Below are 19,824 nucleotides of genomic sequence, written 5' to 3'. Positions count from 1 at the left end.
CCCCCATTAGTTTACGTATAGCTTTTGGTAAGGAACGATCACGTCAGCAGGTAGTAATTCGTTCAACTCCCTTAGTTCCTCTACGGTCATCCGGTATTGCCGGGCAATACCGTAAAGGCTTTCTCCGTCCTTGACAACGTGAACGGCGCGGTCTTGCTCCAGCGGGGCGCCGTAGGCAGGTGGACCGATATTCGGCCTGCTGTATTCCTCCTCGTTCGTACCGCCTTCGTCCATCGTACTCACGGGTTGGTACTGTGACGGAGGCACAACCGGCTGGGAAGTGGGATAGGAGACGGGATAATCTTCGGGAGCGGAGGGGACATCCACCGTGGTAGCTGGCGCCGGTCGACTATTCTCTTCCGCTGTCGGCGGACAACTGCAGTGGCTTGTTTTTAATCGCTGACCGACCAGCGCCACGGGTGCTTCCGACATGTTATTGAATTCCTTGAAGCGCTCGGTAGTGTAGCCGTAGCGTCTGGCAAGACTGGCGAATGTTTCCCCTGCTTTTACAACGTGATATTCGGAAGTGTTTTCGCTACCGTACACGGGCTGTGGTGTGGACGAAGACGGGTTTAAAGGTGGCTGCGCGTCGGCCGCGGGGGGGACGACCACCTGCACTTGGGAGGATTGGGCAGGAGTAGGCATCGGATCCGCGGACGGAGGAATATTTACTTGCGAAGTTGCCGGTGCCGGTGCCGTGGCTCTGCTGCCGGCTATCACCAGCTGCTGCCCGATATTAATCGTACTGCCGCTGAGCTGATTGGCTTGTTGAATTTCCATGACGGTAACCCCGTAGCGACGGGAAATGGCATAAAGGGTTTCACCGGCGGAGACGGTGTGTATCGTTGCCGGTTCGGCGGTAATGGATGGCGTGGTAGTGTACGCCGCTCCGCTCGAAGCGGTAGTCGGCGTAGGTTCGACGGTTTTGGTCTCCGCCTCGGCGATTTGTGGGCCGGCTGGATTTGCGGCGGTTACGGGGTCGGGCTCGATGTAGAGGGGAACGAAGGTGGTCGCCGGGGTGGACTTTTCGCAGTTGCCCTGTAAATACTCCGAAAGCCCTTGCTGATTTACATGGACCGCAACAATGGACTCACCCTTGCTAAAGCGGCCGTCGCCGGTCAGGTGACGTTCGACCACACCCAGATCGGGAGCGATGCGGTACGTCATATACGGATAGGCGGTTCCCGGCTTATGCTGCCGGAGGAGGTAGGTTCGTTCGCAGCCGCTACCCTGCTGTCCTTCGAATTGAACATCCGCGCCTTCTTCTCCCGTATCCAAATTGACACCAATGACGCTGTTTTCCCGGTCGAATGAATAGGAAGCCAGGGGCGACCGATAGCTGATGCGACCGTCCATCTCATGCAGGATGGCCGCCATAAGTACGGGTTCCTGGCGGTAACCACCGTCTGGTAAAGCTGTCAGCATAAATAGGTGATCCACCCCGTCGTTAATGCGTGCCGCCTGATCTTCCGTTATGGTAAAACTGGCACAGGAAAGCGCCTCCTCGGGGCGGCGGTTACGGACCGTTGCGCCGGCGGCGTCGGTTTCCAGTAGCATCCGCATACCGAAGCCGGCCGGCAAACTATAGGAAAAGTAGTCCATCTGGGCGACATCCTCCACCGTGCGTTCGTAGCGAATACGTTCCCCGCATTCTTGGCTGAAAAGAAGATAGACCTGTGCGGCGTAGCCTTGCCCCCACCACAGGCTGGCAAGTATTACGAAAAGTGATCTCATCTACTAAGTGGTTTGGCGTCGTAAGTTGTACAGTGACTCTAACAAAAACGGAATAGGAGGAAGCGAACGTGTCCGTCCGCTTTTCTTCCTTACCCGGTCAATAGCAAGCCTCCGGGTGGAAGCCACACAACAAGGTAGGCAGAATCCGGATTTTGGCTGGCCTATCCGGCATACAGGGTGGGAAGTCCCCATATTATATGGACAAATACGTAACGGGTAACGGTAGTTCGGCCGGGGATGGCGTTTAACATCTTTGCGGGGCAAACATTAAGCATGCTTCGCGTGATCTTATGACCATGACGCCTCCTATCCCTTACCTGCTCCTTTCCATTCTGCTGTGCCTATTTTCATGCGGGAACGAAGACCGGCAGAACATCGACCTAAGCGACCAGGTCGTGACCAAGCCGGTCGACGGAGTGGGCCACTACGTGTATGCCCTCACCATCCCTAAAACCGTTGCCCCCGGTGAAAAATTCGATGTGCAGATGGAGTGGCGCACGGTAGGCAGCGTAGATCCAAATGCGCGCTATACGATGGAGGCGATCCTGACCGGTCCGAAAGCCAAGGTTTATTCCCTGCCCTCGGGGGCGAATACCGTTGGTGAACTGCACCTGGCGAATTGGCTCAGTTACGATTTCCTGGTTCCCGAGGATTTTCCCGCGGGAGAATACGCATTCGGTGTGCGCCTGCTGGACGAGGTGGGCGACGGCGGAGACGTTCCGCTGGGCTTTGTGCCTGAAATGGAGATTACCGACGGCTACTACCGGCTGGCCAACATCGCGGTCGGGCCGGCTACCGACTAGCGTTCGGATAATAGTCGTCCAGCTGCCGCTCTCGGGGTTCCCCAAGCTTACCAACGGATTTGGCAACCAGCATAGCCACCGTGGCATCACCCGTGACGTTGGCCACGGTACGACACATATCCAGCGGACGGTCGACGGCGAAGATCAGGGCCAGCCCCACTTCGGGGATCCCCACCTGGCCGAGCACAATGACGAGCATAACCATGCCGGCCCCGGGCACAGCAGCCGAACCGATGCTGGCCGCCAGGGCGGTAACGACGATCGTGATCTGGTCGCCCAGGTCCAATCCCATGCCGTACGCCTGTGCGATGAACACCGCCGCGACAGCCTGGTAAAGACTGGTTCCGTCCATATTGATGGTAGCGCCGATGGGTAACACGAAGCTGGTCACCTCCTCGTCAACACCTAAATGCTCTTCCACCCGCTCCATGGTGACCGGTAAGGTGGCCGCGCTCGAACTCGTACTGAAGGCGAGTAGTTGCGCGGGACTCATGCCGGCAAAGAAATTGCGGTAGCTCCGACCGGTGAATACCTTGACGAGCATCGGGTATACCCCAAAGATCATAATACCCAGGCCGAGCAATACGCAAAGGCTGTACATGATGAGCGCCACGAATAAGTCTTTGCTAGGTGCTTCCACCACGAGGGACGCCAAGAGCGCGAAAACCCCAATGGGTGCGGCGAGCATAATGAGATCGATCAGCTTGAGCACTACCTCGTTGACGCCATCGAAAAAGTCCTTTACCGGCTGGGCCCGCTTTGGATCGATCAGGATAAGCCCCACGGCGAAGAAAATGACAAACACGATCACCTGAAGCATATTCCCGTTGCTGCTGGCGGCGGCGACGATGTTATCCGGTACGAGGTCCACCAGCGGTTGTAGCGGACCAGACTCGGCCTGCGCGCTGGCGGCGGTGATCTGGTTACCGGCGTCCTGCGCGAAATCGTTAAGCAGGTTATCGCGGGTGGTTTCGTTGATGCTGCGACCCGGAGCCACGATATTCACGATCAGCAGGCCTACGACGATCGCCACTACGGTCGTACCGATGTAGAGACCGATGGTACGAACGCCCATCGTACTGAGCTTGGAAATATCCTTTAAATCGGTGATCCCCTTGATGAGGGAAGCAACGATCAGGGGTATTGCGATCAGCTTCAGGCTGTTGATGAAGATCGTGCCGAAGGGTTTGACCCAATCGCTAACGAAGTCGCCCCAGCCCAAACTGGCCGCGAGGACGCCAAAGCCCACCCCCAGGGCCATGCCGATTAAGATTTGCCAATGGAGTGCCAGCTTGCTCATAGGTTTCATTTGGTTGGGTCAAAATAGCCCGGGCGGCGGCACATAACAAAACGCCTTCGGCTAGCCGAGCAGATTGGGGAACTCGTCCTCCGGTGGCTTGGGGACCGGGTGGAGCATGGGAAGTTCCATCACCTTAGCCTCTTTCGGCCCCACCGTAATGAAGCGAAGGAAGCCGCCGTGGCACTCCGCGATATGCCGCGCGAAAGTGCGGAAATTGTGGTAATACAGGTAGCCGTAGGGTTCGCGTAGCTTAGGCAGGATCGTATTGAGCTTGCTCAGTTGCTTGACAATGTACTTTTCCCGGGCTTCGACGCCATTCGTCATGCCGTTGTACAGCTCCTGGATGCGGTCAGTCAGGCCTTCATCGATCTGCTCGTAGTAGGCATTCAGACGACCACGATTATTGTAGCTGCGGATGTCGGCCAGTCGCTGCGCTTCGGTCAGCTCGACTTCGTCGAGCTGATTATCGGCGGCGCCCACCAGAATGGTGATCAGGGGGATGGCATCGAACATTACCTGCTGCTCTTCGGCGGTCAGGGTATTAAACTCTCTCAGCATTAGTTTCTACTTTGCGGCGACAAACATACGTAGTACCACCGAGGCCCATGCAGCAATTCCTCCTTTTTTTGATGGCCGTCGTAGCCGGAGCCATGCTGGCGGTACAGGCCGGCCTCAATAGCGGCATGGGGAAAGCCGTGGGCAGCGCCGTCTACGGAGCCCTGATTTCCTTTGTTACCGGAGGGATCGCGCTCCTCGCCTATTGCCTCCTCACGGGGGTCCAGTTGGGGAGTGTCCGCCGGGCTTTCGAAATCCCTTGGTATTACTGGATGGGGGGCGTCCTCGGCGGCTTCTATGTTTTCGCCATTATCGTGCTGGCCCCTCGATTGGGGGTGGCGGTAACCATCGGCCTGACGGTGGCCGGGCAGATGATCTTCAGCCTGGTAATCGATCACTACGGTTTACTCGGAATCCCGCAGAATCCGGTCAATTGGCTACGCATCCTGGGAATCGCGGCCGTAATCGGGGGCGTGGTCCTGCTCAGAACGAACTAAATCCGATTGGCCAGGTCCGGCGGTCAACGTACCTTTGCGCCCTATGGGATGGTTTAAACGACTCAAGGACGGTATCCAGACCGCAACGCGGAACAAAAAAGAAGCGCCGGAAGGACTATGGTATAAGTGCCCGCGGTGCAGTGAAACGGTCACCCGCAAGGAACTGCGGGAGAACGATTTCAAATGCCCGAGCTGCAACTACCACGAGCGCATCGGATCGGAAGAATACTTTAACCTCATTTTCGACGGTAATTTCGAGGAATACGAAGCGGATATGGAAGCCGTGGATGTCCTGCAGTTTAAGGACCTCAAATCCTACAAAGACCGCCTGAAGGCGGCCAAGAAAAAAACTGGCCTGGCTGATGCGATTCGTGTCGCCCGCGGGAAACTCAACCGCCGCCCCCTCCTGATTGCCTGCATGGACTTCAGCTTTATCGGCGGCAGCATGGGCAGCGTAGTGGGTGAAAAGATTGCTTTCGCCATCGACGAGGCCCTCAAAACCCGCACTCCCCTGCTGATCATCAGCAAGACGGGCGGAGCCCGCATGATGGAAGCGGCCTTCAGCCTGATGCAGATGGCCAAAACCAGTGCCAAGCTGAGTCAACTGGCCCGTGCGGGTGTCCCCTATTTCAGCCTGATGACTGATCCGACCACCGGGGGCGTCACCGCCAGCTACGCCATGCTCGGTGACATCAACCTGGCCGAGCCGGAAGCCCTGATCGCCTTCGCGGGCCCACGTGTCGTGAAGGAAACCATCAAGAAAGAATTGCCGGAAGGTTTCCAGACGTCAGAATTCCTGCTCGAGCACGGTTTCCTGGATTTCATCGTCGACCGCTCCGAACTTAAAGGTCGACTGGGCGATCTGCTCCATCTCTTCGAAGCAGCCCAGAAACCGGCCTAATCCGCTAAGTCAGGCAACCGCTCTCGCGGGCCGGGTATCGTCCCGTAGAAAACCATGTACGACCCGCGCCAGAAGAACGGCCAGCCGCAACCAGCCCAGGGGGGGTTGTAGCAGGGCTACCGTTTGCAAGCAGGTGGCCACGACATCGAGAAAGTACGTCGCGCCCGCTCTCGTTCTTTGCAAGTATGCCATATGCCGGGCTACGTCCTCCGTACCCGCCCCGCGATCGATGAAGGAAACCACATCGAAATCAATACGAAAGCGGGTAAATAGTACAGGGTGCTGCCCGGCCTCTCCTTCCGCCCCCAAGGATATGAACGGTCTACCCAGCAGGTAGTGAGCAAAAAACCGAAAGCCGGCCAGAAACATGCCGATGCCCTCTTGCAGTCGCTTCGCCAGAGATTTGACAAAGTCAAATACCGCGCCGAGTACTTCCTCCACTACCCCACCGACCCATTTGATGATGCGCCCGACCGCCCGGAAGGCTCCCCGGATCAGGCCCCGAATCCCGTAGTACACCCGCCGCGCGGGGTGCCGGGCAAGCTCCCCGTAGTAGGGCTTCACTTCGCGCTGCCGGCTGACGAAAGCTTCGTCAAGCTGCTCTTCCTGCCCCGACGCGCGGATTCGCTCCCATATTTCGTCTTCCTCCCGTTTAGCCTCCTCGAGCGGCGGCGGGATGTAGCGTTCGAGTAGGCGAGCCAGTAATTTGAAGTCGACTACCCAGTCGGTCCCTTCAGTCACCGGAAGGAGCACGCGATCCAGTCGGCGGTCCCGAATGTTGCCGTATTCCCGCTCCTGCTCGATGAGTCCAATTAAAGCCAGGTGGGTGAGCAGGCCAACATCGCCGTCCAGCCGGCCGGTGTAGAAACCTGCCCGCCACAGGCTCAACTGCATCAGCCGCACCCCAAAATGATTGCTGCCGGTATCTAGTCGGTCGTCGTTCCGCCGCACCCAGCGTTCCGCCCGACGGCGCAGGCGACCTTCCCGACGATCCGCTGCCTCGTCCACGGGCGGACTATCCGCCCGGAGCCGGTACTGAAGGTACATTCGACCGGATCCATCCGGACCGACCCGATTTTGCGCGCGATAGGCATCGAAGAGGTGGTCCCCGTCGAGTAGCAGTCGTTGCAATTCCGGGTCCACGCCCTCATCGCCGGCCGAAGGGGCCAGGGTCGATGCACCGGCAATGAATGACGTGAGTGCAACCAACTGAGGAAGTAAAGAAGCGTCGAAATAGATCTTTCGTCGGGTGGTATGGCGGGCGCTCCGGTAATCAAAGAACAGCGCCCGCATCCGAAAAGCCAGCGAGCGTCCGTAGGCCGTTGGCTCCCCAACGCGATAGTCCGTCCGGACCGGGAGCTCATTGTCGAAGCTTGTTAGCTGCGAGAGGCGAAATACGACCGTAGACAGATAGCGCTCCGTCCATTCTATTTGCTCCCTAAGCGACAAGGCAGGCGGTGGCGGAAGCATCCGAAGGGGGGCGTAATCGTCTTCTGTGACAAAATTTATCACACCTCCAACTACCGCCCGCAGTAATTCTTCCGTTGGCGGATTGCTCGCTTCCCGGTGTTCGTGCCAAGCCTGTAGTTCCGTAGGCCGCAGATACGCCAGGTCGGTCAGGTGCTGAACGAGTTCGTGCCACTGCCCGCGTCGGGTTCGCGTCGGCTGGCCCCGGCGATGGAATGTAGTCTCCACCTCCGGAGGCAGGGGCATCGCGTAGCGTAAGGGCATCTCCTCTTCGACGGCCGTACGTACCTGGGCCGCTCCCCTTTCGCGTTGTTTCCCGTCCTGCAGACGGCGGGCACCCTCGATGAGCTCGGTAACCCGCACTATCGGCTACTTTTTGTTTCCGACGAAGAGCTTGGCAATACCGTCGGCCATGGCCGCCCGCGCAATGCCCGCCGCCTTGACGGTCTCGTTGTGGAAGTCCAGATAAACGGCCTCCTCCGGGGAAAGATTTTCCTTGACGAAGGTCACGGTATCCTTGTCGATGGATACGTGGGTAGCAGCGAGGGCACTGATTTTGGCGTCCTTCTTCAGGATGTTTCCTTCCAGTTGCTGCATGATGCCGGCAAACTTGATCGGCTTGTCCGTTCCGTCGATGGATCCCTCCGTCTGCAGATCATTGACCTTTACGGTCAGGTTGCCGGTGAGGGTGACGACGTCCAGCGTTGCCATGTCCTCGATGAAGTCCCACAGTGATTTGTTCTCCGCCATGGTTGGGGATTATGATTTGTGTTTAGAAGAAGCCTTCGGAGCGTAGCCTTTGCACCGTATCGGAAAGCTCGGACCGACGAATGCCGTCCACCTCGTCAAAGGCCTCTTCCGGTATGAGTGTGTACAGAAAGGTAGGCTTTTCCGCTAAATTTTGCTGCCGGGTATAGCATAGCACCAGATCGCTTAGCACGGTATAGGCGCCCATCGTTAGTCGGGGTCCCTGCTCGCTGCGCCGCTCCCCGCGCTCCCGATCGGTCCGGGCTACGTAGTCCGCGCAACTGATCAGGTCACCGGAATCGTTGCGGTAATTCTTTCCGCTGATCACCTGACAGCCGGCACTCCAGTTGCTGATGCCCATACCGCTCCAGTGAATATTGAAGGTCGGGTTGGGCTGCACGTCAAATCCGTCACGACGGTTGGCATCCGTCAGGGCGTCGTGGCCGTGCACGTCGCGGATGACCATCACCCCCTCCCCTGCCGGGCGGGCCGCTTTGTAGATCTTTTCGCGCCGCTGTTGGCCGATGTTGTGCCAGTTGAGCCGGTAACGGTGTTGCCCCTCCACGAGGAAGCCTTCCCGACCCGGGCTGGGATTCGGATCGGTCGACCCCCAGAAATAGAAGGTCTGTCCGGCGAGAAGCAGGATGAAGAGATCATCCGGGGGGCGGCGGTCCGATGCCATCCGTTCCCCGGCATTGCGACGAACACCGATCAGGTGGGTATCATCGGGTGCGAACGTCCACGCCGCGGGGGGCAAGCTATCGCCGCGCCGCGTAGTCTGCCCCAACCGCTTCATCGAAGGGGTCGGATGGCTGCGGTAATGGGCGGTGGCAGCCTTAAGCCAGCCAATCCACCGTTTATGATCCGGCGACTGTTCTCCATTCGACCAACGGCATCGCAGTCCGCGTCGCTTCCAGTCGTCGATATAGGATCGCGTATCCTGTCCTACGACCCCATCGGGCCAGCACGGTGGGGAGCGACGAGCGTGTTGATCCGCGTGGCTGACGGTACGAACGTACTCCTGAAACAGCCGCACCGCCGCCTGGGTCACGTAGCCGAAGATGCCGTCGTGGCTTGCGTAGGGCATGAATCCCGCCTGCTGCAGAAATGAGGTCAGATCACGGATAGGTCCGCCGGCCAGGTTTTCCCAGTAATACCAGCAGTTGCGGCTATCGTCGCGAAAGCGGATCTCGCCGTTTGCAAAGCCGTGCCGGTGGTGGTATCGATCCAGGAAAGCGGCTTTTTCCGCTTCCAAAAACCGAACATCCTCATCTACCCTCCCCAGCCGCAGTACCTTTCTCACGGTGCTTTATTCCCCGTAATTGCCGTTGGTCACAAGCTCGGGCCAATCCATATCCAAATTTTCCAGCGCTTCCACCACGATCTGGCTCATCCGGTAGTTGCGATACCATCGCTGATCGGTCCCGACGATATGCCAGCGGATATCGCTGTGGGAGATCGCGTCCTGGTAAGCTTCCCGGTATTCGTCCCAGTTCTCGCGTTCCCGCCAGTCACCGTCCTTGTGCTTGTAGTATTTCTCTTCCTCCTCTACGCGTTCCATCAGTTCCTCCTTTTGCTGATCCTTGCTGATGTGGAGGTAAAATTTAAGGATGAGGGTGCTGTTATCGTACTGCAGCAACTTCTCGAAGGCGTTGATGCTTTCCATGCGGCGCTTGACCTGCTCCTCGTCAATCCACCCGTAGACGCGTTGAATGAGGACGTCTTCGTAGTGGCTGCGGTTAAAGATCACCATCTCGCCCTTCGCCGGGACGTGCTGGTGTATCCGCCACAGAAAATCGTGATCGAACTCCTCGTCGGTCGGTTTTCCAAAGGCTACCGTACGCAGTGCATAAGGCGGTACTTGCCCGAATACGTGCCGCATGGCCCCGTCCTTTCCGGCGGCGTCCATACCCTGTAGAACGATCAGGACGGCATGCTCCCCATTGGCCTTGACCTTTTCCATAAGTTCCCCGATCCGTTTCACCCGCTTTTCGGTTTCTTTTTCTGCCTCGTCGCGATCCAGGTCGTCCGGGGCACGGGTAGCATATTTAGATAGGTCGACGGGCTGGGGCATGGATACGGTGATTTAGTGAGTGGGTTCGGACACAGGATACGAAACCTGAAGCATTCGGGCGGCGGAGCGCAGGTAAAAAACGAATTACCGGACGGGAGCTACCGGTATACTGTGAGCCTGAAATAGGAGTAAACCGGGTATAAGGCGAAAAATCAGGGATCGCCTTTACTACAGACGGTTCCTGCCGACCGGCCAAAAGTCTTCTACCCCCTTAATCATAACCCAGAATCCTGGCCGTTCCGGCTGGCAATGATCGATGGTGAAAAAGTCATTTCGAAAACCACGGACGCTATACCTGCGCACGCCGCCCAAATTCCCTAGTTTTGCGGCATGCGTTACCTCCCCCTGGTCATAGCGTTGTTTTCCTTTCTCGGATGCCGATCCAAACCGCTGCCCGAACAACCTCCGGAAGGACCGGAGACCGGCCTACGCCTGGAGGTACACGACGAGGAGTTGGCCGGCCAGTTATTCGGCGATCGGCTTCATGCGGAGTTTCTCTTTGGAGGGATGGATTGGTCGGAAGGTCCGCTCGTGTTGCCGAGCGGGGTAGTTATCTGTTCCGACGTTCCGCGGAACCAAATTATGCGCTGGACCGGCAGCGGTAGCGAGGTTTGGCTTAGCAACAGCGGCGCGGCCGCGGATGACTACAGCAAGGAACCGGGAAGCAACGGACTGACCCTCAACGAAGCGGGGGAACTGCTGCTGGCCCAACACGGTAGTCGCCGCATTGCCCGTATGCTTACCTCCACCGAACGACCGGAGGCCCGCTACGAAGTGGTGGCGGACCATTTTGAGGGCAAGGCCTTCAATAGCCCGAACGATCTGGTCGTAGCGGATGACGGCAGCATCCTATTCACCGACCCACCCTACGGCTTGCCGGCCGGCGTAGAAAGCGAGATGGGCTTCTTTGGGGTTTACCGCGTCGATCCCCGTGGCCAGGTTAGCCTCCTGACAAAAGCGTACGAGCGGCCGAACGGGATCGGGCTGAGTCCGGACGAAAAGACGCTTTATATCAGCAACTCCTACGGCGAGCGTCCCATCGTGACCGCTACCCCCGTTAAGGCGGACTGGACGCTGGGGCAGCCCTCCATTCTCATCGACGGATCCGAACTGGTTAACAAGGAACCGGGTTACCCGGACGGAATGGCGGTCTCCCGCAGCGGAAACGTCTTCGCGACTGCTCCCGGCGGCGTGTGGGTAGTCCGGCCGGACGGCAGGTTGATTGCCAAATTAAAAAGTACGGGTCCCGTATCCAACGTGACCCTTTCGCCGGAAGAAGACTGGCTTTACCTCACGAATGACGACCGCCTTTTGCGCGTACAACTTATACCTTAATGATTCAGCTTAACGACAACGACATCAACGAAGCGGCCACCGCCATACGGCGAGGCATGGAAGTGTACGTGCACCGCGAACACGGACGCATGCTGGTCGCCGACGATCCCGAGCGGAACGTACGTGCCGATCCGGAAATTTTCGAGGCCATTATGCAGGATGTCAGCACGGACCCCGACGCGTACATACACATCGAACGCCTGCCCGCCGCGGACGCGATCAAAATCATGGCCGCCTTCACCGATCGGGTACGCAACCAGGAACTGTGGCAAGCCCTGACCTACGCCCTCAAGCGCCCCAACCCCTTCCAGAATTTTAAGTCTGAGCTGCGTCGCTTTCCTAAAAACTACGAGCGGTGGCGGCAATTTCGCCAGGAGCGGTACACGGAATACGTGCGGGAAAGTTTGGTGGAAGATCGCGAATAAAGTATGCGGATCAGCCGGTTACGAAGAAGAGATATTGATGAGGACCGGTGGAACGCCTTGGTTGGCGAGGATGCACGCCCCCTGCCCTACGGACTGACGTGGTGGTTGGACACGGTAACCGACGGACATTGGGATGCGCTGGTCGTTGATGATTACCGGCTGGTGTTGCCGCTGCCTGATTTGCGCCGGGCGCGAATCGTTCCCGCCATTATTTCTCCCGCCTACACCCAACAATTGGGACCATACGGCACAGTTACCGACGAAGCCATCACTTCCTTACTGCGGGCGGTTCCCCAACGGGTCCAAATCGCCCTGCCGATTCGTCCCGACGTCAACCCGGCGGCCATTCCGGCACGATACCGGTACCGCCGGCGGATTAACTACGTCGTTGATTTGTCCGTCCCCATGCCGCAGGTCGTCAAAGGCTTTCCTAAAACGCTACAGTCTCTTCTACGGAAAAGCGGTAGCGACAGCCTGGAGCGCTTTTCGCCCGAGCATCATGCGGACCTGAACCGGAAATTACTGGGCGGAAGAAAGGGCATCAACGTAAAGCATTTCTCCGTCCTGGAACGGCTGATGCTCGAGGTAGAACGACGGGGCTTCGGGGCTTGCTACCAATTACGCGAGGATGGAGAACTGCTGGCCGCCGGTTTCTTTCCCCGTTTCGGGGGCCGCACCATTAACCTGGCTCCCGTGTCCACCGAACTAGGCCGTAAGCGAAGAGGCATGAGCCGTCTACTGGCGTTGGTGATGGCGCGGGATGCCGGCTGTCCGGGATCGCGATTCGATTTCGAAGGGTCCGAATTACCCGGAGTGAAAGAATACTTTGCCAAATTCGGCGGAGAGGACGAAGGATACCTGCTCGTGGAGCAGAAGGCATTCGGACTGCTGTAAGGCCGCAACCCTCCCGGCCGATAATCGTTAGGCAAGAAAAAGGATCCATGCCGGAACTTCCCGAAGTTCACAATTTCAAGCTCTACTTCGATGCCGCCGCTACCGGACAGACCATCGCGTCGGTGACGGTTCACGATGATTTCATTATACGGAATATGCCCGGCGCGGTCTTCATCGACAGCCTGACCGGTCGGACCATCGTCGACACCCTCCGACGGGGAAAATATCTATTCGCGAATCTCGACAACGGTCACGCCCTCCTGCTGCACTTCGGCATGACGGGAGATCTCAATTTGTACCAGGAACCGGAAGACCGCCACAAGTTCGAGCGCTTTGCGCTGCACTTCGCCGACGGCAATACCCTGGGCTTCAACGACCCGCGGAAATTCGCGCGCATTCTTTACCTGGAAGACCGCGACGCGTACATCGACGAGATCAAGCTCGGTCCGGACGCCCTGGACCTGGATCTGGACACCTGGCTGGAGACCGTAAGCAATCGCAAATCCACCATCAAGGGGCTGCTACTCAACCAGTCCATTCTGGCCGGAGTAGGCAATCTGTACGCGGATGAAATTTGCTACCGTACCCGGATCCACCCGGCGGCCCGGGCCTGTGACCTGAGCCGCGAACAATTGACCGCGATCCACGCAGAGACCATGGCGGTCATGCAGTACGGGGTTGACAACGCACCCTATTATAAAGACTATCCGGAAGACTGGTTCTGGCACGTATGGCGCGAAGAAGGCAAGCCTGGCCCCGAAGGCATCGGCGAGGTGAAGATCACCAAAGTAGCCGGCCGGACCACCTACTACGTAGCGGGTTGGCAAAGCGGCCACGAGTAACCGCCTACATGCGCTCCGGCATGTCTATACCAAGTATGCCCATCCCCGAACGTAGGACATTTCCGACGGCCTGGCAAAGTTGCAGGCGGAAGGCGACCGCCGCTTCGGTCTCCGCATTGAGGATACTGACGTCGTGCCAGAATTTGTGCAGGTTCTTAGCCAGCTCGTAACAGAACATGGCTACGACCGAGGGATCGTAGTTAGCCGCCGCATCCTGCAGTAGCGTAGGATAGGCATAAAGCTGACTGATCAGTTCCCGCTCGGCGGGCTGCAATTCCCGGTACTGATCGGCGGCGGAGAGGTCGCGGTCACCCGCTTTGCGCCAGACCGCCCGGGTGCGTACGTAGGCGTTCTGCACGTAAGGCCCGGTTTGCCCCTGCAGGTCGACGCTCTCTTTGGGGTCGAAAGTCATGCGCTTCTGCGGACCGACTTTGATGATCTGGAACTTGAGGGCCGCCATACCGATCTTCCGGATGATTTCGCGACGTTCGGTGTCGTTGAGCTCACTCGTCGCGTCGCGCTCGAGGCTCGATTGGTAGGCTTCCTGGATGACTTCGTCCATCAAATCATCGGCGTCGACGACCGTGCCCTCCCGGCTCTTCATCTTTCCGGTAGGTAGGTCGACCATGCCGTAGCTGAGGTGGAAGAGGCCATTGGCGTAGGGCTCCTCGAGGCGCTTCAGTAATTCGAAGAGCACCTGAAAGTGGTAGTTCTGCTCGTCGCCCACGGTGTAGACCATACGCTTGGCCTGGAAGTCGTCGTAACGGAGTCGGGCCGTACCGAGGTCCTGGGTGATGTACAGGCTGGTCCCGTCGCCGCGCAGCAGTGCCTTTTGATCGAGTTTGGTGTCGGAAAGATCGGCGAAGACGGAGCCATCGTCCTTGCGGTAGAAAACCCCCTTGTCCAGGCCGGCTTCGACCATATCCTTACCCAGCAGATAGGTCTGGCTTTCGTAGTATACCTTATCGAAGGTGACGCCGAGACGCTCGTAAGTTTCGTCAAAGCCTTCGTAGACCCAGCCATTCATGCGGTTCCAGAGCGCGACCGTCTCCGGATCACCCTTTTCCCAGCGGAGCAGCATTTCCTTCGCGGCGCGGCCCAGATCGCTGTACTCGTTGAAGTAGGTATTCTTAAAGCTTTTCCAGAACGCCTCCGGGGAAAGGTCTTTCGTATTCTTTTCGGCCAGCACCGATGCGGCTTCATCGCTTTGTTGCCATTCCGCGTATTCCTGCTGGAAGCGCTGCTCGAACAGGACGTAATAGCCGCCCACGAAATGGTCGGCTTTCGTACCCTTTGACTTCGGGGTTGCTCCGTCGCCGAAACGCTCCCAGGCGAGCATGGACTTGCAGATCGCAATACCGCGATCGTTGATAATTTGTACGCGTACGACATCGTGACCGGCCGCCTGGAGCAATTGACTGGTAGCCCAACCGAGCAAGATATTGCGTACGTGGCCGAGGTGGAGGGGTTTGTTGGTGTTGGGACTGGCGAATTCAACGACTACGCGCTCCTTGCCCCCGTCTACATGACCGAAACCTTCGGCTACCGCGCTATCGAGGAGGAATTTCGTCCAGTAGCGGTCGGCAATGACCAGGTTCAAGAAGCCCTTGATCACGTTGTAACCGGTCACTTCGTCGACGTTCCCCTGCAGGTAAGCGCCGATCTCTTCGGCGATGACTTCCGGCTTTTTCCGGGCCAGCCGCGTAAGGGGGAAGGTGACTACGGTGAATTCTCCTTCGAATTCCTTGCGGGTGGATTGCAGGGTGATTTCCTGGTTGGCACCGTCAGCGTCGTATAGTACTCGCAGGGCATCGCGGACGCCGGACTCCAGTAGTTCGGGTAATGTCTTCATAAGGCCGGCAAAGATAGATCAAACTTCTACCGAACTCAAACTGACACGTAACTCTTCGAGCGCTTCCTGCGCGACCATTCGTACCTGGTTATTGTCCGTATCGGAAGCAATAAAGTAATCCAGTACGGGAATGAATTCCGGATCGTCGAGGGTAGAAATAACACGCAGTGCCGCTATTTTCAACCGATCGTCACGGCCCCGGAGAATCCGCTTCAGATATTTGAATTCCTGTCGCCGCAGATCGATCAAATCGACCTCGGTTTCCAGCAGTTCGCCATTTCCCTGTAGCTGCCGCTGACGACGGTCCAACAAGGGAATAATGAGCCGCTTGAGGCTTAGTTCGAGTAAGTTGTCCAGGAACTCGATTCCGCTGATTTGAATGGATACCAGGTCGTCATTAAGCGCCAGGTGAACGGGAATGATGTCGGCCGGCGGATAGCGAAGGCCCAGCAATCGGAATAACCGGTTGAAGGTTGCCCGCATCCGCTGCCGGATAAGGCTGGCGAAGGCTTCGCGGTAAACCAATTCCTCCTCGCTACGGCCGAACTGGAGGAGAATCAGCTGTCCGCTCAGCTGCTCCTGCATGCTCTCGTAGTTGCGGGCTTCCGTGACGATTTGCCGGTAGATGGTTTTCGTCGGCATGTTCCGCTTGGGAAAATCACGCTTAACGGCATTGAGCGCCCGGATCACCTCCATACGCAATGCCAGATCGTTGGGGTAAAAGCGCTCGGTCAGGGATAGCAAGATGTCAATTGATTGCTGACGGTCGATCTTCTCGATCACCGTGGGAAGCCGGCGGACCTCGGTGATGGACAATTCACCCGAGGCAATGAGCCCCGGAATTAGTGCGAGTAGTCCTCCCTGGTACTGGACGAGCGCATTTATAGCCAACGGGCGGACCTCGGGGTGGGTGATCAGGTGCAGGAGCGGGACGATGAGGTCCTCGTGCTGGCTTTCGCCGGCGGCCAGGATCGCGTACCGCAGGATCTCCTCATCCTCCAAAAGAAGGCAGCGCTGAATAAACGACCTGCCCGTAGCTAATTGGGAACGCCCGGAAGCCTTGAGCAGATAGACATACCACTGATGGCGCTTAGCGGAGTCTACCTCCCGTAATTCACGGATGCGACGGCGAAGCCGCTGGCTGACCTGCCATTGCTTCCGGCTAAAGGAGTTTCCCGCCGTTTCGGTAGCCAGGCTGACCAGTGCGGCACCGGCAATGTCGGGATCCGGATCGTCGAGCAGGGGTTCCAGTACGTCCTTCCCCACCGACTCCGTGCGGGAGAAGAGATAATCGAAGGCCGCGCTACGAACGGTCGCATCGGCATCGCTCAGCAGCGGGGTCACCTCGTCCACTAATTCGGTGCCCGGTTGGAGATAGAGGCTACGCAGGGCCCGCGCGCGGACATTGGGCGAGGGGTGGGTCAGCAGCCTTGCGATAGGCTCCCGGAAGGTCGAATTACTCAGGTCGTCGGCCCGCTCCAGCACGTATAAAAGTTGCTTCTCGTGGGTGCTCATCTGACCTTCCTCGAGCACCTGCAGGAATCCTGCCATCACTTTGCGGTGGTGGCTACGCAGGCGGTTGCGATGTTCTTTCGGCTTGAGGTGGGACAACTGCGCGCGGAAAGCCTCGATGTATTCCTCCCGAATCATGATCACGCTCAACATCCACACAGCGACCAGGATAAGTACAAACCAGCTGATGGAAGGGGCGGAAAGGCCCATAAACTGGGTCAGCCCGATGAGCAGCAGTCCACCCAGGCCGCCGGCCAGGCTATCGATGAATACATCGATGTAGGTCTTCACCTTCTTTTTGGTATCCTCATCGAGCGGCAGGAACAGCATTTCGATACTCGCCCGGCTCAGGGATTGCTTGAGGCTGCCGTCGATGGATCGGCTAAAGATGGCCGCGCTCAGCCCGGGCATGAACAGCATGGTCACCGCGCCGATGCCCAGTCCGATGGGCAAAAAAAGCAGCGCGCCGCTTACCCCGATCCCCTGAACGACACGCTGGGTAAGCAGCAGTTGAATAGCCAGCGCCACGATATTGAAGGTGGAATACCAGAAGCCGAAGAATCCGGCCAGGCGATCCTGATCGCCGTACCGCTCGGCGGCCAGTACGCTAAACTGATAATCGACCAGCTTGGCCACGATAACGCTGAGCGCAACGATACCGCATAAGAGCAGCAGGTGCTTACTAGCAAAGATGAGACGGTGGGGAGCCTCGTAACCCGCATTCGACTTCTTCTTGCGCGAGATCATGCTCTGCTTGCGCACCACGTAGCGGCGCCAGATGATGACCGTGAGGATCAGGCAGGGCACCAGCAAGGTAGCGGCAACCAGGATGAGGTTTCGCGCCCCGATCTCCTGCGCCAGCAGGGAGGTGATGTACCCCCCGGCGATGCCACCGGCAATGGCTCCCGCGCCAATCAGGCCGAAAAGCCGTTTTGCCTGCCGCACATCAAAGACGAAGCTGGCCATCATCCAGAATTGCGAGGCGGCCAGTACGCCGAAGATGGCCGTCCATAGATACAGGACGACGGCGATGGTCGGTCGGGCCAGCGGGATCCGCATGAAAATGGAGCAGGTCAGCAGTATCCCCAGGCAGACTACCAGGGAGATGAAGCTGACCCGGAGCAGGCTATAGCGCCGTAGCGCTGCGGAGTACCCGGTACTGACAACAGCGGCCAGGACCGCGGTGGCTAGAAAGATGTACGGGAGGCCGATGGCCCCGTATTCCGAGAGGAAGAGCGCACTGGCCGTCGGTTTGACGATGAGCAGCGTGCAGATGATGAGAAAAACCAGCAACTGCAGCATCAGCACGGCTCCCCACTCCCCCGGACGGGCGCGAAAAAGCTTGCTTAAAACTTGCTGCATACGGACACGTTAATTCCATGAGACCCGACAACGGGTATTATCCCAACAACAAAAGATAAGAATATGTCTACCACCCCCCGATTTGGTGAATCAATTTCAGAAATAAATAATACGGACCGTCAGGAAACCATCATTCTAGGTGGCGGCTGTTTCTGGTGTACGGAAGCCGTCTTCCTCGATATTAAAGGTGTCGAACGCGTCGTCAGTGGATACGCCGGTGGTTCGGCGGACACGGCCAATTACGAAGCCGTCTGTACCAAAGGTACCGATCACGTTGAAGTTATCCTCGTTGAATTTGATCCCCAAGTGATTACCCGCAGCGAAATATTAGAAATTTTCTTCGCCGCTCACGATCCCACCACCCCGAACCGTCAGGGCAACGACGTCGGACCCCAGTACCGCAGTGCGGTTTTTTACACGAATGACGAGCAAAAAGAGGCTACGGAAAAAGCCATGGCCGACTTGGTGCCCGACTTGTATGGTCAACAGGCAGTTACGGAGCTTATTCCCTTCACTTCCTTCTATCCCGCGGAGGATTACCACCAGAATTACTACAATAAGGTCGGCGACCGCAACAGCTATTGCACCTTCGTTATCAGTCCGAAGGTGGGCAAGATCCGTAAAAAGTACAGCCACCGCTTAAAGTCGCGCGCATGAAACGATTAGGCGGCCCGCTTGTATTACTACTTTTTACCGCCGGTCTGACGGCGCAAAACCAATCATCCTATATGGATACCACCAGTTACAGCCTCGGCATCGTGCTGAGCCAAAACCTCAAAAGCCAGGGCTTCGACTCGGTTGACGCCGAGAGCCTGGCCCGGGGATTTCAGGACGGGTTAAGCGGAAACGCATCCGTGACCCCCGAACAGGCCAACCAACATATTCAGGAATACCTGCAAAAGGCTGCCGCCAGCGCCGGCGCGGAGGCTCGTGAGGAGGGAGAAACTTTCCTAACGGAGAACGCCAAACGGTCGGAAGTCAAAACCACCGATTCCGGTTTGCAGTACGAAGTCCTCAAGGAAGGCACCGGTGCCAGTCCTTCGGCTACCGAGACCGTGAAGGTCCACTATCACGGTACCCTGACCAACGGCCAGGTTTTCGACAGCTCCGTCGACCGGGGACAGACCATCGAATTTCCCCTTAACCGCGTTATCGCGGGATGGACGGAAGGTCTGCAGCTTATGAAGGAAGGTGCCAAATATCGGTTCTACATTCCCTATCACCTGGCATATGGTGAACGGGGATCGCCCCCCGCTATCCCCCCCTACGCCGCGCTGATCTTCGACGTGGAGCTCTTCGAAGTTAAATAAGGGATGCTACGGCCCCGCCCGCGGGTTGGGTGCCCATGAACTGTTGGAACAATTCGACGAGTTCTTCGGTGGCACCCATTCCGTGGGCGGCGGCACCTAGTACCAGCGTAGTCACCACAAAAGTGATGATGCGGGCTTGGCGACGGTGCTTACGTTCGTTTTTGATAGTCAGGTAGCTCATTGTGGATTGGTATCGTGGAATTAGATAATAACT

19 protein-coding genes are annotated in these 19,824 nt (G+C 57.7%); 9 read left to right on the top strand and 10 right to left on the bottom strand.

Annotation, left to right across the window (positions count from 1 at the left end; genetic code table 11):
- Nucleotides 1–6: 6 nt before the first annotated feature.
- Nucleotides 7–1,734, bottom strand: coding sequence for a LysM peptidoglycan-binding domain-containing protein (locus tag DRW39_RS20770; protein ID WP_116109016.1), 1,728 nt, complete (start codon nt 1,732–1,734; stop codon nt 7–9).
- A gap of 296 nt (nt 1,735–2,030) precedes the next feature.
- Here DRW39_RS20770 and DRW39_RS20765 point away from each other — a divergent pair, with 296 nt between their 5' ends.
- On the top strand, nt 2,031–2,537 hold the full coding sequence (locus DRW39_RS20765; RefSeq protein WP_157976278.1) for a hypothetical protein: 507 nt from the start codon (nt 2,031–2,033) through the stop codon (nt 2,535–2,537).
- Here the strand turns inward: DRW39_RS20765 and DRW39_RS20760 are convergent.
- Both DRW39_RS20760 and DRW39_RS20755 read right to left on the bottom strand, forming a co-directional pair.
- A complete protein-coding gene (locus tag DRW39_RS20760; RefSeq protein ID WP_116109014.1) occupies nt 2,527–3,837 on the bottom strand; it encodes a dicarboxylate/amino acid:cation symporter in 1,311 nt (436 codons plus the stop codon). The genes DRW39_RS20765 and DRW39_RS20760 overlap by 11 nt on opposite strands.
- A gap of 60 nt (nt 3,838–3,897) precedes the next feature.
- Nucleotides 3,898–4,395 carry a hypothetical protein gene (locus DRW39_RS20755; RefSeq protein WP_116109013.1) on the bottom strand — a complete coding sequence of 166 codons (498 nt, stop codon included), beginning with the start codon at nt 4,393–4,395 and terminating at the stop codon, nt 3,898–3,900.
- Nucleotides 4,396–4,442: 47 nt separating this feature from the next.
- On the opposite strand from DRW39_RS20755, the gene DRW39_RS20750 reads away from it, so the two are divergent.
- Nucleotides 4,443–4,889 (top strand): DMT family transporter, encoded by a 447-nt coding sequence (locus DRW39_RS20750; RefSeq protein ID WP_116109012.1) that lies wholly within the window; start codon nt 4,443–4,445, stop codon nt 4,887–4,889.
- A gap of 43 nt (nt 4,890–4,932) precedes the next feature.
- On the top strand, nt 4,933–5,790 hold the full coding sequence (gene accD, locus DRW39_RS20745; protein WP_116109011.1) for an acetyl-CoA carboxylase, carboxyltransferase subunit beta: 858 nt from the start codon (nt 4,933–4,935) through the stop codon (nt 5,788–5,790).
- Nucleotides 5,791–5,799: 9 nt separating this feature from the next.
- Here the strand turns inward: accD and DRW39_RS20740 are convergent, their stop codons facing one another.
- The 4 genes from DRW39_RS20740 to DRW39_RS20725 are packed head-to-tail and all read right to left on the bottom strand — an operon-like array spanning nt 5,800 to nt 10,078.
- Nucleotides 5,800–7,620 carry a hypothetical protein gene (locus tag DRW39_RS20740; protein ID WP_116109010.1) on the bottom strand — a complete coding sequence of 607 codons (1,821 nt, stop codon included), beginning with the start codon at nt 7,618–7,620 and terminating at the stop codon, nt 5,800–5,802.
- A gap of 6 nt (nt 7,621–7,626) precedes the next feature.
- Nucleotides 7,627–8,007, bottom strand: coding sequence for a hypothetical protein (locus DRW39_RS20735; RefSeq protein ID WP_116109009.1), 381 nt, complete (start codon nt 8,005–8,007; stop codon nt 7,627–7,629).
- Between the two features lie 22 nt (nt 8,008–8,029).
- Nucleotides 8,030–9,307: a peptidoglycan-binding domain-containing protein gene (locus tag DRW39_RS20730; RefSeq protein WP_116109008.1), complete on the bottom strand. Its 1,278-nt coding sequence runs from the start codon at nt 9,305–9,307 to the stop codon at nt 8,030–8,032.
- A 6-nt stretch (nt 9,308–9,313) separates the two neighbouring features.
- Nucleotides 9,314–10,078, bottom strand: coding sequence for a PPK2 family polyphosphate kinase (locus tag DRW39_RS20725; RefSeq protein ID WP_116109007.1), 765 nt, complete (start codon nt 10,076–10,078; stop codon nt 9,314–9,316).
- A gap of 330 nt (nt 10,079–10,408) precedes the next feature.
- On the opposite strand from DRW39_RS20725, the gene DRW39_RS20720 reads away from it, so the two are divergent.
- Genes DRW39_RS20720 through DRW39_RS20705 form a run of 4 tightly spaced genes read left to right on the top strand, consistent with a single transcriptional unit; the run spans nt 10,409 to nt 13,574 of the window.
- The gene (locus tag DRW39_RS20720; RefSeq protein WP_116109006.1) at nt 10,409–11,413 is read left to right on the top strand and encodes an SMP-30/gluconolactonase/LRE family protein; all 1,005 of its coding nucleotides are present in this window, start codon (nt 10,409–10,411) and stop codon (nt 11,411–11,413) included.
- Nucleotides 11,413–11,838 carry a UPF0158 family protein gene (locus DRW39_RS20715; protein ID WP_116109005.1) on the top strand — a complete coding sequence of 142 codons (426 nt, stop codon included), beginning with the start codon at nt 11,413–11,415 and terminating at the stop codon, nt 11,836–11,838. Before DRW39_RS20720 ends, DRW39_RS20715 begins: the two co-directional genes overlap by 1 nt.
- Before the next feature lie 3 nt (nt 11,839–11,841).
- Nucleotides 11,842–12,732 carry a hypothetical protein gene (locus DRW39_RS20710; protein ID WP_116109004.1) on the top strand — a complete coding sequence of 297 codons (891 nt, stop codon included), beginning with the start codon at nt 11,842–11,844 and terminating at the stop codon, nt 12,730–12,732.
- Nucleotides 12,733–12,779: 47 nt separating this feature from the next.
- A complete protein-coding gene (locus tag DRW39_RS20705) occupies nt 12,780–13,574 on the top strand; it encodes an Fpg/Nei family DNA glycosylase (RefSeq protein ID WP_116109003.1) in 795 nt (264 codons plus the stop codon).
- Nucleotides 13,575–13,578: 4 nt separating this feature from the next.
- On the opposite strand, the gene argS is transcribed toward DRW39_RS20705, so the two are convergent.
- Both argS and DRW39_RS20695 read right to left on the bottom strand, forming a co-directional pair.
- Nucleotides 13,579–15,426 (bottom strand): arginine--tRNA ligase, encoded by a 1,848-nt coding sequence (gene argS, locus DRW39_RS20700; RefSeq protein WP_116109002.1) that lies wholly within the window; start codon nt 15,424–15,426, stop codon nt 13,579–13,581.
- 18 nt (nt 15,427–15,444) lie between these two features.
- A complete protein-coding gene (locus tag DRW39_RS20695; RefSeq protein WP_116109001.1) occupies nt 15,445–18,300 on the bottom strand; it encodes an Npt1/Npt2 family nucleotide transporter in 2,856 nt (951 codons plus the stop codon).
- A 63-nt stretch (nt 18,301–18,363) separates the two neighbouring features.
- Here DRW39_RS20695 and msrA point away from each other — a divergent pair, with 63 nt between their 5' ends.
- Together msrA and DRW39_RS20685 are read left to right on the top strand one after the other, a co-directional pair.
- A complete protein-coding gene (gene msrA / locus DRW39_RS20690) occupies nt 18,364–18,957 on the top strand; it encodes a peptide-methionine (S)-S-oxide reductase MsrA (protein WP_116109000.1) in 594 nt (197 codons plus the stop codon).
- Between the two features lie 71 nt (nt 18,958–19,028).
- Nucleotides 19,029–19,610, top strand: coding sequence for an FKBP-type peptidyl-prolyl cis-trans isomerase (locus tag DRW39_RS20685; RefSeq protein ID WP_116108999.1), 582 nt, complete (start codon nt 19,029–19,031; stop codon nt 19,608–19,610).
- Here the strand turns inward: DRW39_RS20685 and DRW39_RS20680 are convergent.
- Nucleotides 19,603–19,791, bottom strand: coding sequence for a hypothetical protein (locus tag DRW39_RS20680; protein ID WP_116108998.1), 189 nt, complete (start codon nt 19,789–19,791; stop codon nt 19,603–19,605). The two genes, DRW39_RS20685 and DRW39_RS20680, sit on opposite strands and share 8 nt — an antisense overlap.
- Nucleotides 19,792–19,824: the final 33 nt, after the last annotated feature.

It is taken from the genome of Lewinella sp. IMCC34191, assembly GCF_003390935.1.
Lineage (GTDB): Bacteria > Bacteroidota > Bacteroidia > Chitinophagales > Saprospiraceae > Neolewinella.
This window is presented reverse-complemented; position numbering and strand designations above follow the sequence as displayed.

What these genes read in the sequence shown, in the direction of transcription:
- accD (WP_116109011.1), top strand. Translation starts at nt 4,933, where the DNA reads ATGGGATGGTTTAAACGACTCAAGGACGGTATCCAGACCGCAACGCGG.
- DRW39_RS20755 (WP_116109013.1), bottom strand. Translation starts at nt 4,395, where the DNA reads ATGCTGAGAGAGTTTAATACCCTGACCGCCGAAGAGCAGCAGGTAATG.
- DRW39_RS20710 (WP_116109004.1), top strand. Translation starts at nt 11,842, where the DNA reads ATGCGGATCAGCCGGTTACGAAGAAGAGATATTGATGAGGACCGGTGG.
- DRW39_RS20705 (WP_116109003.1), top strand. Translation starts at nt 12,780, where the DNA reads ATGCCGGAACTTCCCGAAGTTCACAATTTCAAGCTCTACTTCGATGCC.
- DRW39_RS20770 (WP_116109016.1), bottom strand. Translation starts at nt 1,734, where the DNA reads ATGAGATCACTTTTCGTAATACTTGCCAGCCTGTGGTGGGGGCAAGGC.
- argS (WP_116109002.1), bottom strand. Translation starts at nt 15,426, where the DNA reads ATGAAGACATTACCCGAACTACTGGAGTCCGGCGTCCGCGATGCCCTG.
- DRW39_RS20765 (WP_157976278.1), top strand. Translation starts at nt 2,031, where the DNA reads ATGACGCCTCCTATCCCTTACCTGCTCCTTTCCATTCTGCTGTGCCTA.
- DRW39_RS20720 (WP_116109006.1), top strand. Translation starts at nt 10,409, where the DNA reads ATGCGTTACCTCCCCCTGGTCATAGCGTTGTTTTCCTTTCTCGGATGC.
- DRW39_RS20760 (WP_116109014.1), bottom strand. Translation starts at nt 3,837, where the DNA reads ATGAGCAAGCTGGCACTCCATTGGCAAATCTTAATCGGCATGGCCCTG.
- DRW39_RS20750 (WP_116109012.1), top strand. Translation starts at nt 4,443, where the DNA reads ATGCAGCAATTCCTCCTTTTTTTGATGGCCGTCGTAGCCGGAGCCATG.
- DRW39_RS20715 (WP_116109005.1), top strand. Translation starts at nt 11,413, where the DNA reads ATGATTCAGCTTAACGACAACGACATCAACGAAGCGGCCACCGCCATA.
- DRW39_RS20695 (WP_116109001.1), bottom strand. Translation starts at nt 18,300, where the DNA reads ATGCAGCAAGTTTTAAGCAAGCTTTTTCGCGCCCGTCCGGGGGAGTGG.
- DRW39_RS20685 (WP_116108999.1), top strand. Translation starts at nt 19,029, where the DNA reads ATGGATACCACCAGTTACAGCCTCGGCATCGTGCTGAGCCAAAACCTC.
- DRW39_RS20680 (WP_116108998.1), bottom strand. Translation starts at nt 19,791, where the DNA reads ATGAGCTACCTGACTATCAAAAACGAACGTAAGCACCGTCGCCAAGCC.
- DRW39_RS20725 (WP_116109007.1), bottom strand. Translation starts at nt 10,078, where the DNA reads ATGCCCCAGCCCGTCGACCTATCTAAATATGCTACCCGTGCCCCGGAC.
- DRW39_RS20735 (WP_116109009.1), bottom strand. Translation starts at nt 8,007, where the DNA reads ATGGCGGAGAACAAATCACTGTGGGACTTCATCGAGGACATGGCAACG.
- msrA (WP_116109000.1), top strand. Translation starts at nt 18,364, where the DNA reads ATGTCTACCACCCCCCGATTTGGTGAATCAATTTCAGAAATAAATAAT.